Origin of the sequence: Lysinibacillus sp. FSL M8-0355, from assembly GCF_038008985.1 — a bacterium.
Lineage (GTDB): Bacteria > Bacillota > Bacilli > Bacillales_A > Planococcaceae > Lysinibacillus > Lysinibacillus fusiformis_D.
Genome location: NZ_JBBPAI010000001.1, coordinates 4,274,458 through 4,290,713 on the forward strand (window position 1 = coordinate 4,274,458; position 16,256 = coordinate 4,290,713).

General features: G+C 37.8%; 16 protein-coding genes and 1 tRNA gene. 6 read left to right on the forward strand and 11 right to left on the reverse strand.

Annotated elements, in window-relative coordinates; translation table 11 throughout:
* Positions 1 to 111: 111 nt before the first annotated feature.
* Positions 112 to 396, reverse strand: coding sequence for a co-chaperone GroES (gene groES / locus MKY46_RS20845; protein ID WP_004224358.1), 285 nt, complete (start codon positions 394 to 396; stop codon positions 112 to 114).
* 171 nt (positions 397 to 567) lie between these two features.
* On the opposite strand from groES, the gene MKY46_RS20850 reads away from it, so the two are divergent.
* Entirely contained in the window at positions 568 to 1,332 is a 765-nt protein-coding gene (locus tag MKY46_RS20850) for a CPBP family intramembrane glutamic endopeptidase (protein ID WP_058843575.1), read from the forward strand.
* Positions 1,333 to 1,409: 77 nt separating this feature from the next.
* Here MKY46_RS20850 and tatC read toward each other — a convergent pair whose 3' ends face one another.
* The 3 genes from tatC to MKY46_RS20865 all read right to left on the reverse strand — a co-directional run bounded on the left by tatC (position 1,410) and on the right by MKY46_RS20865 (position 3,238).
* A complete protein-coding gene (gene tatC, locus MKY46_RS20855) occupies positions 1,410 to 2,234 on the reverse strand; it encodes a twin-arginine translocase subunit TatC (protein ID WP_036119000.1) in 825 nt (274 codons plus the stop codon).
* Positions 2,235 to 2,251: 17 nt separating this feature from the next.
* On the reverse strand, positions 2,252 to 2,437 hold the full coding sequence (locus MKY46_RS20860; RefSeq protein ID WP_010857065.1) for a twin-arginine translocase TatA/TatE family subunit: 186 nt from the start codon (positions 2,435 to 2,437) through the stop codon (positions 2,252 to 2,254).
* Positions 2,438 to 2,602: 165 nt separating this feature from the next.
* Entirely contained in the window at positions 2,603 to 3,238 is a 636-nt protein-coding gene (locus MKY46_RS20865; protein ID WP_036119002.1) for a redox-sensing transcriptional repressor Rex, read from the reverse strand.
* Positions 3,239 to 3,491: 253 nt separating this feature from the next.
* On the opposite strand from MKY46_RS20865, the gene MKY46_RS20870 reads away from it, so the two are divergent.
* Complete coding sequence (locus tag MKY46_RS20870) at positions 3,492 to 5,435, forward strand: ABC transporter ATP-binding protein (RefSeq protein ID WP_058843574.1); 1,944 nt, start codon at positions 3,492 to 3,494, stop codon at positions 5,433 to 5,435.
* A 441-nt stretch (positions 5,436 to 5,876) separates the two neighbouring features.
* On the opposite strand, the gene tsaD is transcribed toward MKY46_RS20870, so the two are convergent.
* From tsaD to MKY46_RS20900, 6 genes are all read right to left on the reverse strand, one after another.
* Positions 5,877 to 6,893 (reverse strand): tRNA (adenosine(37)-N6)-threonylcarbamoyltransferase complex transferase subunit TsaD, encoded by a 1,017-nt coding sequence (tsaD, locus tag MKY46_RS20875; RefSeq protein ID WP_058843573.1) that lies wholly within the window; start codon positions 6,891 to 6,893, stop codon positions 5,877 to 5,879.
* A complete protein-coding gene (gene rimI / locus MKY46_RS20880; protein ID WP_058843572.1) occupies positions 6,893 to 7,345 on the reverse strand; it encodes a ribosomal protein S18-alanine N-acetyltransferase in 453 nt (150 codons plus the stop codon). Before rimI ends, tsaD begins: the two co-directional genes overlap by 1 nt.
* Positions 7,338 to 8,045 (reverse strand): tRNA (adenosine(37)-N6)-threonylcarbamoyltransferase complex dimerization subunit type 1 TsaB, encoded by a 708-nt coding sequence (gene tsaB, locus MKY46_RS20885; protein ID WP_058843571.1) that lies wholly within the window; start codon positions 8,043 to 8,045, stop codon positions 7,338 to 7,340. Before tsaB ends, rimI begins: the two co-directional genes overlap by 8 nt.
* Positions 8,042 to 8,491 carry a tRNA (adenosine(37)-N6)-threonylcarbamoyltransferase complex ATPase subunit type 1 TsaE gene (gene tsaE / locus MKY46_RS20890; RefSeq protein ID WP_036119017.1) on the reverse strand — a complete coding sequence of 150 codons (450 nt, stop codon included), beginning with the start codon at positions 8,489 to 8,491 and terminating at the stop codon, positions 8,042 to 8,044. Before tsaE ends, tsaB begins: the two co-directional genes overlap by 4 nt.
* Positions 8,492 to 8,680: 189 nt before the next feature.
* Positions 8,681 to 9,019 carry a hypothetical protein gene (locus MKY46_RS20895; RefSeq protein WP_036119013.1) on the reverse strand — a complete coding sequence of 113 codons (339 nt, stop codon included), beginning with the start codon at positions 9,017 to 9,019 and terminating at the stop codon, positions 8,681 to 8,683.
* 470 nt (positions 9,020 to 9,489) lie between these two features.
* Positions 9,490 to 9,565 (reverse strand) — tRNA-Asp (locus tag MKY46_RS20900).
* Positions 9,566 to 9,714: 149 nt separating this feature from the next.
* Here MKY46_RS20900 and opp3b point away from each other — a divergent pair.
* Genes opp3b through MKY46_RS20920 form a run of 4 tightly spaced genes read left to right on the forward strand, consistent with a single transcriptional unit; the run spans position 9,715 to position 14,039 of the window.
* On the forward strand, positions 9,715 to 10,644 hold the full coding sequence (gene opp3b, locus MKY46_RS20905; RefSeq protein WP_058843570.1) for an oligopeptide ABC transporter permease: 930 nt from the start codon (positions 9,715 to 9,717) through the stop codon (positions 10,642 to 10,644).
* Positions 10,641 to 11,672, forward strand: coding sequence for an oligopeptide ABC transporter permease (gene opp3C, locus MKY46_RS20910; RefSeq protein ID WP_036119022.1), 1,032 nt, complete (start codon positions 10,641 to 10,643; stop codon positions 11,670 to 11,672). Before opp3b ends, opp3C begins: the two co-directional genes overlap by 4 nt.
* A gap of 13 nt (positions 11,673 to 11,685) precedes the next feature.
* Positions 11,686 to 13,677: an ABC transporter ATP-binding protein gene (locus MKY46_RS20915; protein WP_080717036.1), complete on the forward strand. Its 1,992-nt coding sequence runs from the start codon at positions 11,686 to 11,688 to the stop codon at positions 13,675 to 13,677.
* Complete coding sequence (locus tag MKY46_RS20920) at positions 13,674 to 14,039, forward strand: DUF3899 domain-containing protein (RefSeq protein WP_231744985.1); 366 nt, start codon at positions 13,674 to 13,676, stop codon at positions 14,037 to 14,039. Before MKY46_RS20915 ends, MKY46_RS20920 begins: the two co-directional genes overlap by 4 nt.
* Before the next feature lie 424 nt (positions 14,040 to 14,463).
* Here MKY46_RS20920 and MKY46_RS20925 read toward each other — a convergent pair whose 3' ends face one another.
* Positions 14,464 to 16,146: a peptide ABC transporter substrate-binding protein gene (locus MKY46_RS20925; RefSeq protein ID WP_058843569.1), complete on the reverse strand. Its 1,683-nt coding sequence runs from the start codon at positions 16,144 to 16,146 to the stop codon at positions 14,464 to 14,466.
* Positions 16,147 to 16,256 lie beyond the last annotated feature (110 nt).

The following is a 16,256-nucleotide window of genomic DNA, read 5'->3' on the forward strand; positions in this document are numbered from 1 at the left end:
ATGGAATATTCGTTAAGCTTCTTCAATATATTTATATCAATTTCATCTTATTGTCATTTTCGTTAAACAAACAATAAGCCTTCACCTTTATTTAAGGTGTGAATAATGTACTTATTCAATAATTGCAAGAATATCGCTTTCGCGTAAAATTAGGTATTCATTACCTTCAAATTTAACTTCTGTTCCAGCGTATTTAGAGAAAATAATGCGGTCGTCAACTTTAACGTCAAGCTCTACACGTTGCCCGTTCTCTAATACACGACCTGTCCCAACTGCTACTACTTTACCCTCTTGTGGTTTTTCTTTTGCAGAGTCAGGTAGTACAATACCGAATGCAGATTTCTCTTCTACCTCGATTAGTTCAATTACAATACGATCTCCTAGTGGTCTTAACAAGTGAAACAACCTCCTAATAATTAAATAATTGTTAAAATTTATTAGCACTCTATATCAATGAGTGCTAACACAATTATTATGATAATCAATCACACTTTTTTTTGCAAGCCAGAACTTCGAAAAATTTTGTTTTCTTTCCATATTCCTCTACAATAGAAAGGAAGCATATGAATGGAAAGGATTTTGACTGTGACTAATTCTCAAAAAATAACGAAACATAAAAAAACAGCCCTGTATGTCTTATTAATTTATATCTTGATGCAGATTTCAAGCAGATGGCTGCTCTTACCGTTTCATAAGCTCGTTATGAAGATAACTGGTCTAGCTTCTGAACAAGCGGCTCCCATTACTCAAGGCTGGTATATTGCCCTTAGTTTTGCTATTGCGCTCATTTTAAGCTTAATCCTAACATCTCGTGATAAAGCCTTTTGGAACATTTATCAAGGAAAAAAGGAAACGATCCCTCTTACAATTGTTTGGGGAATCTTCGGTTTCTTCCTCGTGTTCTTTGGTCAAATGATTGGTGCCGCTATTGAGATGGCTGTTTTCGGTATCGAAGGAGGTTCCCAAAATACCGCAGATATCGTCGCTATAGCTCAAGGTGCTCCCGTTGCTATATTAGCGATTGTTGTATTTGGGCCTATTTTAGAAGAATTCGTCTTCCGCAGAGTCATATTTGGCTCGCTTGTCCAAACAACAAATTTCTGGGTGGCGGCTATAGTAAGTGCCATATTCTTTGCGATTATCCACTTCGACTTCTCGCATATCTTGCTTTATACCATTTGTGGCTTAATATTTGCCTTTTTATATCACAAAACAAAACGCATTTGGACTTCTATTATCGCACACGTTATGCTTAATGGATTTGTGACACTTGTACAATTCTATGCAGAGCCATTGCAAAAGTTTCTTCAAGAACTAGAAAAAATGCAATAATTTTTTGTAAAGTCATCGTAAAGCGGAATTAGAACACAAAAGCTCGGTGTCCCATTGAGGGCACCGAGCTTTATCTATTACTGTTGATTCAATTCTTCTATTTGTCGTCGTTGCTGCTCAAGCGCCTCTTCAATCTGACGCTTTTGCTCCGCTTCCTGTTCTTCTTTTAAACGAATTTCCTCTGATTTAAGATATTTCTTATAACCAATCCGAGAAATCATAATACTAATTTCATACAAGATAAACAATGGCACAGAAACCATTAAATGTGACGCCAACTCAGGCGGTGCAATAATCGCTGCACATACAAATAAACCAAAGTATGAATATTTACGAATTCGAATTAGTAAATCTGGACTTAATATACCAATTCGCGAAAAGAATAAAACAACAATCGGTAACTGGAATAGAAAACCAAAAGGTATTGTAAGCTTAAACAAAAATGTAAAATACTCATGTATACCAATGGTTTGCTGTATCTCCAAATCATTCGATAAATTCATCATGAATTTTATGACATACGGGAAGAGTAAAAAGTACGAAAAAGATAACCCTGCAATAAACAATAGAAATGAATATGGTATATAGCTTAGAGTGGCTTTACGTTCTACTTCTCTTAATCCAGGGCTAATAAACGACCACAATTGATACATCAACACTGGCGATGAAAGAATAAAGGCAATTATAAAAACAACTTGGATATAAATTGCAAGTGGTGTGACTACGTCAAATGCATGAAGCTCAATATTATATTTTGCTCCAGTCATTTGAAGGTATTTAACAAGCGGCTTTGCGACGAAAAAGCCGCCAGCCATAGCGAGAACAAAGAAAACGGCAACAATGAACAGCCGTTTTCTTAATTCTTCTATATGCTCAATGACAGTTAGATCTTTTGGATTCATTCCTCAAACATCCTAACTTACTTATCTAGTTCTTTCTTTTTCTTGTCATCATCATCTTCGTCGGCTAAACCTTTAGTAGCATTTTTGAATTCACGTAGTGTTGAACCAAATGCCTTACCAAGCTCTGGTAACTTCTTAGGACCAAAAATTAATAACGCGACAATTCCGATAATAATGAGGCTCATAGGACCAATTCCACCCATTACAGCCACCTCCTCTTTATATCCATCATTTTAACGCATATTTCGCCATTTTGCTAACTAATTATATGTGAAAGTTTTTCGTCTCTCTCATAGGTTTACCCGCATTTTATTAAAAAATATTATTTGACAGAAATGGTGAATTACACTTAAAAATATGTATTATTTTCACACTTCCTGATTACGAATTAAATAGATAAGCGCTTGCAATTCTACCGATAAATCAATGGTTAAGAGCTGCATTCTATCTGGTACTGTTAACCGTTCTGGTGTAAAGTTTAAAATACCTTTTGCATTCATTGCTGCTAAACGATCCGCCATTTTTTGTGCGGAGCGTGGTGAAACGGTTAAAATCGCAAGCTCTGCACCGTATTCAGCATACTTCTCCTCCAGCAAATCTGGATGAAAAACAGGAATATTACTAATCATTTTGCCATCCTTCGGTGCTTTAGAATCGAATGCTACGACAATATGTGTATTATGGTTTTTTTGAAAATTATATTTTAATAATGCACTGCCCAAATTCCCCACGCCAATTAACGCTACTTTTGTCGCTTCATGTTGATCAAGCGTCTGGCTAAAAAATTGTAATAAATGCTGCACATCATAGCCATAGCCCTTTTTACCAAGAGCGCCAAAATAAGAAAAATCACGGCGAATCGTTGCAGAATCTATTTTCATCGCTTCACTCAGTTCCTTCGACGAAATACGTTCCATACCTTCTTGTGCAAAGTTTTGAATAAATCGATAGTAAAGAGGAAGTCTTTTTGTAGTGGCTTGTGGGATTTTTAATTCTTGTTTCAAACTTTCTCCTCCTTATGATGAACCTCAATCAATTTTACTGTATTTAACTACTAATTTTAATACATTTATCCTTAACTATATACAACATTTTTGCAATCCACTAGCGTATTTCTCTTTAGTTAATGGCGCTTTGTACGCAACTAACTAAAAAGAAATCGTTTCAATCTTACATGACTGCTAGGAATAAGTAAAGCACCTACATTGCATGCAAATCGTTCATCCATTACACTAAGGTAGAATTGAGGTGTCAAGAATGATTGTTTTACAGGTCAATCAACTAACTAAATCCTTTCTTGCAGATGAAATTTTAAGTGGTGTTAAATTAGAAGTTCAACACCGTGATCGCGTTGCCTTAGTAGGGCGAAACGGTGCAGGTAAATCGACTTTATTAAAAATAATCGCTGGTCAAATGTCCTATGACTCTGGGGATATCATTATCCCAAAGGGCGTTCAGGTTGGCTATTTAGAGCAACATGCTGGATTAAATTCTACGTTAACTATTTGGGATGAAATGATGACCATTTTCGAACCGCTTTTAGCTCAAGAACAAACGCTCCGCTCGCTCGAACAGCAGATGGCTGATCCTACCGTTTACGAAAATTCCACTCTGTATGCGAAAGTTATGTCGGAATACGATCAACTACAGCATACTTTTAAGGATGCTGGCGGCTATCAATATGAATCGGACATACGTTCAGTGCTTCATGGAATGCAGTTCTATCCCGAAGACTATGATAAACCCATCAGCTCACTATCTGGTGGACAACGCACACGTTTAGCACTGGCTAAGCTTTTACTTAGTAAACCAGACCTTTTAATTCTCGATGAGCCTACGAACCATTTAGATATCGAAACATTATCTTGGTTGGAATCTTATTTAAAGAGCTATGAAGGAGCTATTTTAATTGTTTCCCATGACCGCTACTTCTTAGACCAAGTCGTTTCCATTGTCTACGAGGTGTCACGTCATCGTGTTACAAAATATACAGGCAATTACAGTGCTTATTTAGATGAAAAGGCTAAAACCTATGAACGCGATGTCAAACTTTTTGAGCGTCAGCAAGATGAAAAGGCCAAGCTAGAGGATTTTATCCAAAAGAATATTGCACGTGCCTCTACAACAAAAATGGCACAAAGTCGACGTAAAATGCTTGAACGAACTGAGTGGATGGAATCGCCGGATGGTGATGAGAAATCCGCTAGTTTTGGTTTTACTATCGAACGTCAAAGTGGTAATGATGTTTTATCCGTCGATGATTTAACAATCGGCTATGATGATCAGCTAATATCTAGTGGTATTAACCTGCGCACTTTTCGCGAGGATCGGATAGCCCTTGTTGGACCAAATGGGGTTGGTAAATCAACATTATTAAAAACAATTGTGAAAGATTTAACACCTCTTGCAGGTGCTATTCGTTATGGTACTAATGTACAAATTGGCTATTATGATCAAGAGCAAGCAAAGCTTTCAAGCAATAAAAGTGTCTTGAAAGAGCTATGGGATGAATGGCCGCTCATGAATGAAAAAGATATTCGCACTGTCTTAGGACGCTTCCTATTTAGTGGAGAAGATGTGGATAAAACCGTATCCTCTTTATCAGGCGGTGAAAAAGCACGCCTTGCACTGTCAAAATTAATGATGCAAAAGGCCAATTTTTTAATTCTCGACGAGCCTACAAACCATCTAGACTTAGATAGTAAAGAGGTTCTGGAAAATGCACTGATTGATTATCCTGGAACGCTTCTATTTGTCTCCCATGACCGCTACTTCATTAATCGTATCACAACGAAAGTGGTGGAGTTGTCTGGAACTGGGTCATTTGAATATTTAGGTGACTATGATTATTATGTAGAGAAAAAACAGGAACTGTTGGAGCTAGCGCAAATGAAGGCTGCCTCCCAACTACAAGTACAGCAAGACCTACCTGATAAGACTTCTACCTCTAAAATTGATAAAGAGGCAAAAAAACGCGAACGTCAAATTAGACGTACTATTGAAGAACTAGAAGTGAAGATGCAAGAAACAACAGCTATCATTGATAGACTCGAGGAAGCTCTCTGTGACCCTGCAATTTTCACGGATCACGAAAAAATTTCACAGCTTCAAGACGAATTAGCTACTGCTAAAGAACAGCATGAGCGATTGGAATTAGAATGGTTAGAGCTAAATGAGGAACTTGAAAATATGAATATGTAGTTACTGATTTTAAGCCATGTGCCTCGCCGCATGGCTTTTTTCTTTACACACCTTTATTTTTCATATATATTGGTCAAGTGCTATTTTTCGACAAAAAGTGCCCACAGTTTTATACACACTATAAATCTAGTAATACCAACATATCAACAGAGTTTTCCACATTGTCCACAATCAAAAATTATTTTATCCACATCATCCCTTGTAAAACATGCTACTATATATTGAATAATCACAAGTTATGCACAAGTTATCAACATATTGTGCATAAGTACGCGTGTTCGGTACTTAGTTCGCTCCATTACCTGTGGATAATTTTCTGAAAAATTTGTCAATTAACGTGTTGAATATTATTATTCTCTTCGCAACGTTCATTTTTTATCAACAAATTTTCGACAATCAAAAAAAGAGATATCTTCAATAAGATACCTCCTTCATTTACTGCTACACCCAAGATTTTAACTCCATTCCTGGACGTCCATTCATCATTAAGTTTCCTCGAACCCCCGCCTCAAACATTGGCATGGCTGCTGCTCCAATCATTGCCGCATTATCTGTACACAATTTGAGTGGTGGTACAAAAAATGGGATGCCTTCCTCGGCAAATACAGCCTCTAAAGCGCTTCGCAGACCTTTATTCGCTGCTACACCACCAGCTGCTATGACCTGCTTCACCTGATATTCGCGAGCAGCACGCAATGTTTTCGCTGTCAGTACTTCGACAACACTTTCCTGAAAACCTTTAGCAACGGCTGCTGGCGAAATAGCTTCGCCTCGTTGATCCATATTGTGTTTATAATTGATGACTGCTGATTTTAAGCCACTAAAGCTAAAATCATAAGAACCCTCCTCTAACCAAACTCTTGGAAAAGGAACAGCCTCTTCACCCTCATGAGCAAGCTGATCAATACGTGGTCCACCTGGATAAGGTAAGTTTAAAACGCGTGCCACTTTATCATAGGCTTCACCAGCTGCATCATCTCGTGTTTCACCAATGACCTCAAAGGAGCCATGTTCCTTCATATAAACAAGCTCTGTATGACCACCTGATACGACAAGTGCCAACAAAGGAAATTCCATTGGCTGAACAAGTGCATTGGCATAAATATGTCCTGCAATATGGTGGACGCCAACAATCGGCAAGCTGTTAGCAAAAGCAAAAGCCTTAGCTGCGTTAATGCCAATCAATAATGCCCCTACAAGACCTGGGCCCTCTGTAACAGCAACTGCATCTAAATCGGCTGGCTTTAAATTAGCTTGTGCCAGTGCTTCTTCTATTACTACTGTAATTTGTTCAACATGATGACGTGATGCAATTTCAGGTACAACCCCACCAAATCGCTTATGACTTTCTATTTGAGAAGCCACAACATTCGACACAATTTCATGACCATTTCGAATAATCGCTGCAGCTGTTTCATCACAACTTGATTCTATTGCTAATATCAATCCATTATTCATTATAAATTCACCCACATGACAAGGGCATCCTCCCCGTTATCAGTATAATAGCCTTTCCGTATGCCACCATCTTGGAATTGAAGCTTGCGATAGAGATTTTGTGCAACCATATTTGTTACACGTACCTCTAACGTCATGACCTCCATTCCATGTAAACGAGCTATTTGCATCGCCTCACGCATTAACCCCTCACCTATCCCTCGGCCACGTGCCTCCTCAATAACAGCTACATTTGTAATTTGAGCTGCATCTATGACCATCCACATCCCACAAAAACCAATAATACTGTCATTTTCATCTATAGCCAGCACATAATGCGCATACTGATTTTCATGCACTTCGTAGTAAAAGGAATCTAACGTCCATGGCACTGGAAATGAAGTCACTTCAATTTCATAAACCGTTGGCACATCGTCAGAAACCATTTTACGATAAGTTACATTCCTACTCATGTTCCTTCTCCTTCTGTTCTTTCAGCCAGTTCGCCTCAGCTTCTGCAATCCGTTTATATTGTGGAACAAAGTGATGGATAGCTTCGACTCTAGGTAACTCTAATTTCGTTGCTACACGAATGACTTCCGTTGCGCGTGGCAAGTCAAAACTAAATGGTGCACGTACTGCTGTATCACCAAGCACCTGCTCAATATTCTTCCAAAATATATCAACATCTGTTCCTACAAATAAAATAGGCGCCTCTAATGCCTTTAAACGCACTAATAAATCATCAATATGTACATGATGATCCTCCACAAGGGCCTCTAATGTCTCGCCCTGATAAACAGCTGTGTAAACATTGCCTCTTCTAGCATCAATAATTGGACAAATCAATCCGTTGTAAAGAGCAGCATTAGCAGCCAATGTCTTTAAGCTAGATACACCAACTAAAGGCTTCTGTAATGTCCATGCTAGGGTTTTTGCTAATGTCACGCCTATACGAACACCTGTATAAGAACCTGGCCCTTCAGACACTGCAATCACATCCAAGTCATTCGGTTTTAAACCTATTCGTGCCAAGATTTCTTCAATCGCCGGCATTGCACCTGCAGAATGCGTTAATTTTATGTTTTGTACCATCTCGGCCACCACTTTGCCATCCTTCACAACTGCAATGGAGAGTGGTGTATTTGCTGTTTCTATTCCTAACCAAATCATTTCATTAGCTCCTCACATAGTGCCTCATAGCGTTCTCCACGAGGTATTAACACAAAGCGTCGTTCATTTTCTCCGATTCGGTAAATCTCTATCGCTAAGCGATCCTGTGGCAAATCCTGTTCAATTAAATGCGCCCATTCGACCACTGAAACTGCATCTCCATAAAACAGTTCATCCCAGCCTAGGTCTTCATCACTTTCTGCTAACCTATACACATCTAAATGATTAAACGGTAATCTCCCCTCATACTGCTTAACAATCGTAAATGTTGGACTGTTGACTGTTCGTTTGACCCCAAGTCCCTTTGCCAAGGCTTTCGTAAATGTTGTCTTGCCAGCACCTAGATCCCCTTCTAATGTAATCGTATCTTGAGCTTCTAGTATATTGGCAAGTTTAATGGCGAAACGTTCTGTATCATCAACTGAATTCATGATTATTTCATACATATTCTTTTTTCCTCTCATCACTACATTACCTCTAGTTTACCTAAACTAACGAAAATGTTCAAAGCATCCAATATCAATTATACCTGCTTTGATTGTGCTTGTTAAAAAGCCCTGTTCTGTGATGACAATAGTTAGGTAACCTAAATGCAAACAAAAACACGTCTTCTCTTATGAAGACGTGTCAACTATCTATCTATTGGAATGACCTTTTACAGCTATGATCTCTTTAGCAATTAATTTATCATCCTTAAATTTCACTATATAAGCCTGAGTCAACAGGGTTTCATCATTCCAACGATATTCATTATTTTTAACCTTTTTACCTGCGCCGCCTGCTGTCTCTACTACCTCAATATATGACATATCATTTTTTAATTTCTCAAATTCTACTTCGTTCATATTTTTTTGCCAGTGATACGTATTTGCTTCTTCAATCTCTATAATAGGATCTCCACAGCCTACCATCATAATCATGGAACCAATAAGCAAAGGTAAATAAAGACGTTTTAAGAAATGGTCTTTGCTCATATAAACACCTCCGTAGCCAATCCGATTACTTCTAAATTTTTACCCCTAATTTTTATTTTAGAAACATATCTCATTTTACCTTATAAAAACGCCCTCATTTATCGGTAATTTTTACTATTTTTAGATAATGTTAAAAATATGCAATAAGTTAGGCTCATGTCAATAATTCAATTAACTTCACTGGGATTGGGTGATTTTTTAGTAGCAGTAGAGGCGTTATTTAGGGCAATAGATGTTATTTTATTAAAACCAATGGGAGGTTGGTCATAAAGGCTTCAGAAATTGTAAAGCTTTTAGCCTCTATGTTTCTACCCTATGAACTGGGTCTTTATAAAATGATGCTTTCACAATTTCAACATAAGCTTGAATGCATTTCATGCTCAAATGCTAAGTTGAAAGAAAATCATTATTAAATAAAAAAAGCTCTTATGACTGTAGCAGCACATAAGAGCGATCATATCAATTTTAAATGGCGGTCCCGACCGGGATCGAACCGGCGATCTCCTGCGTGACAGGCAGGCATGTTAACCGCTACACCACGGGACCTCTTTAAGACATTTATAAATATATCATATAGTAAAAAGCTATGCAATATATATTTTCATATTTTTTCTTCTCATAATTTCTGCAATTGGCATCAATCTTGCAAATAAATTAATAGTTTTAACAACACTATTTAGTAGGAGGTTGGTGCCATGGTTCGGTACATATTTACACGAATTGGTTATATGATCATTACCCTTTTTATTATTATTCTACTGTCATTTTTATTAATGAAAGCTTTGCCAGGTTCACCATTTAATGATGAGCGTCTTCCGGAGCCTCAAAAAGAGCTACTTTACAAAAAATATGGGTTAGACAAGCCTGTTCCTGTGCAATTTGGCATTTATTTAACGAATCTTGTACAAGGAGATTTAGGAGTTTCTTTTGTCTTTGATAATCGACCAGTGACTAAAATTATTCAGGAACGTATCGGTGCATCGGCAATTTTGGGCTTTCAAGCCATTATAGTGGGAACAATTATTGGGCTTTTATTAGGAATTATAGCGGCTCTAAAACATAACACTATTATTGATTATGGAGCCACAATACTAGCCGTACTAGGTATATCGATTCCATCGTTTGTCTTTGCAGGCTTTCTACAATATTGGGTTGGCGTTAAACTAGGCTGGCTACCCATTGCCTTTTGGAATGGCTTTGAATATTCTATTTTACCAACGATTGCTTTAGCAGTTGGAGTAGTTGCTACAATTGCCCGTTTCACGCGCATTGAAATGCTAGAAGTACTTAGTCAAGAATACATCTTAACCGCAAAAGCCAAAGGTTTATCAAACCCTTTTATCATTACAAAACATGGTATTCGAAATGCCATGATTCCAATCGTGACTATTATTGGTCCGTTAACTGTTAACACTATTACTGGTTCACTTGTTATTGAAAAGATATTCAGTATTCCAGGTTTAGGTGAGCAGTTTGTTAATTCTATTATTACCAACGATTATCAGCTAATTATGGGAACAACTATTTTTTATGCGGTGCTATTTGTAACCGTTATTTTAATCATCGATATTTTATACGGGTTGATTGATCCCCGAATCCGTGTGACAGGAGGCGATAAGGCATGACTATAAAATTGACAGAAGGTATAACTAAGAGCTATTCAAAGGAGTTATTTGAATATGCATCGCAAACTGATATTACGGATGATATCACCTATCGTCCTGAGCAATCATTTTGGCAAGATGCATGGCGTGGTTTGCGGAAAAATAAAGCAGCTATTGTTGGGTTATGTACAATTATCGTCGTTCTATTACTTGCTATTTTCGGCCCTTTTATGAATAGCCACGGTTATGATGAACAAAATATCGCGCGCACTAATTTACCTCCAAAAATTCCTGTCCTTGAGAATATTTCTTTCTTAGGCTTGAATGGTGTTGATAGCCGAGGCGTAGACCAATATGAAGCAAAAGGGATTGCAGAATATTTTTGGTTTGGTACAGATGAATTAGGTCGAGATCTTTGGACGCGTATATGGGAAGGAACACGAATTTCTCTTTATATTGCTTTTTTAGCAGCAACCATCGATCTAATTATAGGGGTTGCCTATGGGGCTGTCTCAGCATTTTATGGTGGTCGGACAGATAATATCATGCAACGTATTATTGAAGTGTTAGTTGGTATCCCTGGCCTAATTGTGAACATACTTTTGATTCTTATTTTAAAGCCAGGGATTATTTCGATTACGATTGCAATGGTGATTGTAGGCTGGATCAGTATGGCTCGAATTGTTCGAGCACAAATATTGAAGTTAAAATCATATGAATATGTGCTTGCTTCACGGACACTTGGTGCTAGTAACCAACGTCTCATTTGGAAGCATTTAATTCCCAACACGCTTGGGCCAATTATTGTTGCAACTACGTTTACTATTCCAGGAGCCATTTTCACGGAAGCATTATTAAGCTTCATCGGATTAGGGCTACAGCCTCCAACAGCTTCTTTAGGAACAATTGTCAATGATTCGTATAAATTACTACGAATTTATCCACATGGCATGATTGTTTCATCTATTGTCATTAGCTTGATTATGATTAGCTTTAATTTACTCGGGGATGGACTGCGTGATGCATTCGATCCAAAAACTCGTAAATAAGGAGATGCTCTAAATGAAAAAAATATTAGAAGTGAAAAATTTAAGTGTCTCATTCAACACATACAACGGTGAGGTACAAGCAGTACGCAACATTTCATTTGATTTATTTGAAGGTGAAACCTTAGCCATTGTAGGCGAGTCTGGCTCAGGAAAATCAGTTACTTCTAAAAGCCTTCTTCGCCTCAATCCAACTGAGACAACGATATTAAAAAGTGGACACATTTTATATAACGGACATAATATTTTTACTTGCAGTGAGCAAAAAATCCGAGCAATTCGTGGAGCTGAAATAGCCATGATATTTCAAGATCCAATGACTGCTTTAAACCCTACGATGACGATTGGTCGCCAAATAGCAGAAAGTATAAAGAAACATACAACTTTACGTGGCCAACAAATTACTAACCGTGTTATAGAACTATTGCAACTAGTCGGTATTAAAGAAGCTGATAAACGATATAAACAGTACCCACACCAATTTTCTGGAGGGATGCGCCAACGAATAGTGATTGCCATGGCGCTAGCTTGTGAGCCGCGCATCATTATTGCCGATGAGCCTACTACAGCACTAGATGTTTCGATCCAAGCACAAATTTTAGAATTACTAAAAAACATACAACAAAAAATGAATTTATCGATTATCTTTATTACCCATGATTTAGGTGTTGTCGCCAAAATGGCTGATCGTGTTGCTGTTATGTATGCTGGAAAAATAATTGAAATTGGCTTAGTTGATGAAATTTTTTATCATTGTCAACATCCTTATACACAAGGCCTACTTGCAGCCATGCCTAATCCAGATATTGATACCAATTCATTGTATGCCATTCCAGGAACACCACCAAACCTGCTTCAGCCACCTACTGGAGATGCCTTTGCAGCTCGTAATAAACATGCATTGAAAATTGACTTTATAGAGGAGCCACCGATGTTTCAAATAAGCGACACTCATTTCGCAGCAACTTGGTTATTGCATAAACACGCACCTAAAATAGTACCGATTCATCAACAACCTACACAGGTACAGCAAGAGAAAAGTAAAGCACCCACTGTATTCGATAAAGAACATCCATATTTATCATTAAAGGAGGTCAAGCAGCACTTTTCTTTAGGAAAAAACACTGTTAATAAAGCTGTTGATGGCATTACGTTCGATATTTATAAAGGAGAAATTTTTGGTCTAGTGGGAGAATCAGGATGTGGTAAATCTACAACTGGACGTTCCATAATTGGACTCAATTCGATTACTAGCGGAGAAATTCACGTTGATGGTCGTAATATCAATGACAATCAAACAAAAAAAGACAAACTAACTTTCAATAGCAAGGTGCAAATGATTTTCCAAGATCCCTATTCTTCCCTTAATCCGCGTATGAAAATAGCGGATATTATTGCAGAAGGATTGGCCATCCATGAAGTACCAAAAAGTGAATGGAAGCCCAAAATATATGAGCTATTAAAAATAGTAGGATTAACAAAGGAGTATGCAAACCGTTATCCTCACGAGCTTAGTGGTGGACAACGTCAGAGGATTGGTATTGCACGTGCTCTTGCTGTAGAACCTGAGCTCATCATTGCAGATGAACCTATTTCTGCGTTGGACGTGTCCATCCAGGCACAAATAGTGAATCTACTGAAAAAGTTACAAAAGGAACGTGGATTGACCTATCTTTTTATTGCACATGACTTGTCGATGGTGAAATATATTAGTGATCGTATTGGTGTGATGTATCGAGGAAAAATCGTTGAGCTAGCAGACAGTCAAGAGCTCTATGATCACTCAGTACACCCTTATACGAAGTCATTATTATCAGCCATTCCATTGCCAGATCCTAAGTTAGAGCGAGAACGCAAACGCATTATTTTTAATGAAGCTACCTATCAAGCTAGCAGAAATTATGAAAGTGAAAGCTTTGTAGAGATACGGCCTGGTCACTTTGTTATGCTGACAGAAGAAGAGCTTGTCCAATACCGTCTAGCACAAGAAGGAGGTATATCACTTTGAATATAAAGGTCACAGCCCTACTTGCTAGCTGTATTGTCATAAGTTCCCTTAGCTATACTTGGCTCCTCCATCAACCAATAACTTTTTTAACATTGATCAACAATATTTTCCTTATTTCACTTGCGTTCACTATTGTAGGTGCATCATTATTTGTTGTGCAAGGTGGGCTTTTTAATGGTATCGCCTATAGTTTTAAACGTTTTTTTGCACGTGTCACTAAAAATGGTGCCTATGCCTTTGAATTAGATGGAGATTTAGAATTTGTTCATGCACCTTCCTACACCTTCACTTATCCACTATTACTAGCGGGTATACTTGGCTGTTCCGCAACAGCCATTTTATCGATAGTTTTCTATCTATAAATGAAAAACAAAACCATCAATAGAATTTTGTGAAAGGTGAAAAAGGATTTCCGTTGCAGGTTAATTGCTTTCCTGTGGTTGAGCGCCGAGCCGCTTCGCTCAAATGTTTCTTTTTAGCAAAGTTTTTTAAATAAAGTCTGGTAGAGGGGTGTTGTCACTCATCACTTCTCCACATTGAAAATAAGAGGCTATCTACAAATAATGGGCTATTTTGCTCGCTACGGCTCGTATGAAAGATAAGGAAAGACGCTTTTGCATATGGCGAGACTCTGGAGCAAACGCAGTGAGTGAAGCAGCTCATCGGACGCTGGCGGAACGGAAATCACCCCCCTCGCCTTTCAAAATAGCTTTTTCTGCCGTTGACATCGCCCTTTTTCAACAACATGAAAAAATGCTGTCCTCCGAAAGTAGAGGACAGCATTTTTTAGTTTACAATTTCTACCCATTTATAGCTTATGTCAGCTGAGAATGGATGCTCATATAAATTTTTCACGTATGGTTTTGTCAAACGACTTAACCCTTTTTGAAATGTTGGAGCGAATGCTACGTCTTCCATCATTAATTTTTCAGCTTGCTGCATAAGTTCCCAGCGCTCTATAACATCAGAGGTAGTTTTCGCTTGTTTTATTAATGCATCCACTTTTTCATTTTTATAGTTGGATTGATTATAATAAGCTGTTGATTCAAATAATTCAATGTAAGTCATAGGATCTTGATAGTCAGGACCCCAACCGCCATAGTCTAAGTCAAAATCAACAGCCCCCTCTAATGCAAGTTTTTGCTTATTAGGCTGCATATTAATTGTTAGCTCTAAGCCTTCTAAATTCGTCTCTAATTGATTTTTAATAAATTCAGCAGCTTTCTTAGATTCTGCACGGTCATATGTTAAAAACTCCAGCTTTACTTGGTCTACACCAAGTTCCTTTTTGCCAGTAGCCCATAGTTCCTTCGCTAATTCGATATCTGTTTTATTCATATCACCGTTTCCATCGCGGAAGTCATTCCCCTTGTCATCTGTTGATAATCCCTGTGGTACTAAATAATAAGCAGGAATAGAACCATCCTGTAATATCACATCAGCAAAGCCTTGTTTATCCCATGCCAAATCAATGGCTTTACGAATGTTTTGATTAGCTAAATATTGATTTTCGTGATTTATACGAATAAAATACGTATTTGGCTTTAAAAACGTTGAATACTCTGGACTGTCTTTATATTGAGCGACATACTCACTCGATAACTCGGCAGTGTCTATTTCACCAGCCTCATAGAGATTGACAGCCGTTGCTGTATCTTTGACAATTTTTTGTGTGATTTTAGTAAGCTTGACAGTGTCTTTATCCCAATAACTTTCATTTTTGACGAACGTCCATCCTTGCCCATGTTGCCAAGATTCCATCTGGAAAGGACCATTATAGATCATATTAGCCGCTTCTAGCGCATATTGATCGCCTTGGGATTCTGTAAATTCTTCATTTAATGGGAAAAACGGTGCATAAGTCGTTAAGCTAATAAAATACGGAATAGGCGCATTTAGTTGCACTTCTAATGTTTCATCGTTTAACGCCTTAATACCAATTTCCTCTACCTTTCCATAAAGTGGGTCCTCTTCTGTTTGAACATTGGCCGCATTTTTTATATCCAACATTAAGTAAGAATAAATTGCTTGTGTTTCTGGGTTTATAGCTCTTTTCCAAGCATATTCAAAATCATGTGCTGTAACTGGAGACCCATTACTCCACACTGCATCCTTGCGTATTTTAAATGTATAAACTGTACCATCCTCAGAAACTTCATGTGACTCTGCCATACCCGGAACTGGTGTATTTTCAGGCCCTATACGATATAACCCCTCGAACACAGAGTTCATTGCCGTCACAGCAAGTGCATCTACACTCCCCAATGAGCTCATTGTCGTTAAATCACCTGTTGCAACTAAATGAAGCTCTTGTGCAGCAGTATTGTCGCCTTCATCAGTAGATGCATTGTCTGATTCATTACTATTTGTAGTATTTCCAGAAGTATTGTTTTCTTTCCCGTAACAACCGACCAATACAATGAGCATTAATCCTAACAATACGACAAGCCATTTTGTTTTTTTAGCCATCCTCAAAACCCCTTTGATTTTATTGCACGAATGAAATCGCACTATAAAAATCTATGCAATTTTCATGCCGACGCCAAATATTTTTAAAATTGGCACAGATTTTGCATTAT

Excerpts from the sequence above, each read along its gene's own strand:
- rimI (WP_058843572.1), bottom strand. The coding sequence starts at position 7,345 with ATGAGTAGGAATGTAACTTATCGTAAAATGGTTTCTGACGATGTGCCA.
- opp3b (WP_058843570.1), top strand. The coding sequence starts at position 9,715 with ATGGTTCGGTACATATTTACACGAATTGGTTATATGATCATTACCCTT.
- tsaD (WP_058843573.1), bottom strand. The coding sequence starts at position 6,893 with ATGAATAATGGATTGATATTAGCAATAGAATCAAGTTGTGATGAAACA.
- MKY46_RS20895 (WP_036119013.1), bottom strand. The coding sequence starts at position 9,019 with ATGAGCAAAGACCATTTCTTAAAACGTCTTTATTTACCTTTGCTTATT.
- MKY46_RS20870 (WP_058843574.1), top strand. The coding sequence starts at position 3,492 with ATGATTGTTTTACAGGTCAATCAACTAACTAAATCCTTTCTTGCAGAT.
- MKY46_RS20860 (WP_010857065.1), bottom strand. The coding sequence starts at position 2,437 with ATGGGTGGAATTGGTCCTATGAGCCTCATTATTATCGGAATTGTCGCG.
- MKY46_RS20915 (WP_080717036.1), top strand. The coding sequence starts at position 11,686 with ATGAAAAAAATATTAGAAGTGAAAAATTTAAGTGTCTCATTCAACACA.
- opp3C (WP_036119022.1), top strand. The coding sequence starts at position 10,641 with ATGACTATAAAATTGACAGAAGGTATAACTAAGAGCTATTCAAAGGAG.
- tatC (WP_036119000.1), bottom strand. The coding sequence starts at position 2,234 with ATGAATCCAAAAGATCTAACTGTCATTGAGCATATAGAAGAATTAAGA.
- MKY46_RS20850 (WP_058843575.1), top strand. The coding sequence starts at position 568 with ATGGAAAGGATTTTGACTGTGACTAATTCTCAAAAAATAACGAAACAT.
- tsaB (WP_058843571.1), bottom strand. The coding sequence starts at position 8,045 with ATGATTTGGTTAGGAATAGAAACAGCAAATACACCACTCTCCATTGCA.
- MKY46_RS20925 (WP_058843569.1), bottom strand. The coding sequence starts at position 16,146 with ATGGCTAAAAAAACAAAATGGCTTGTCGTATTGTTAGGATTAATGCTC.
- tsaE (WP_036119017.1), bottom strand. The coding sequence starts at position 8,491 with ATGTATGAAATAATCATGAATTCAGTTGATGATACAGAACGTTTCGCC.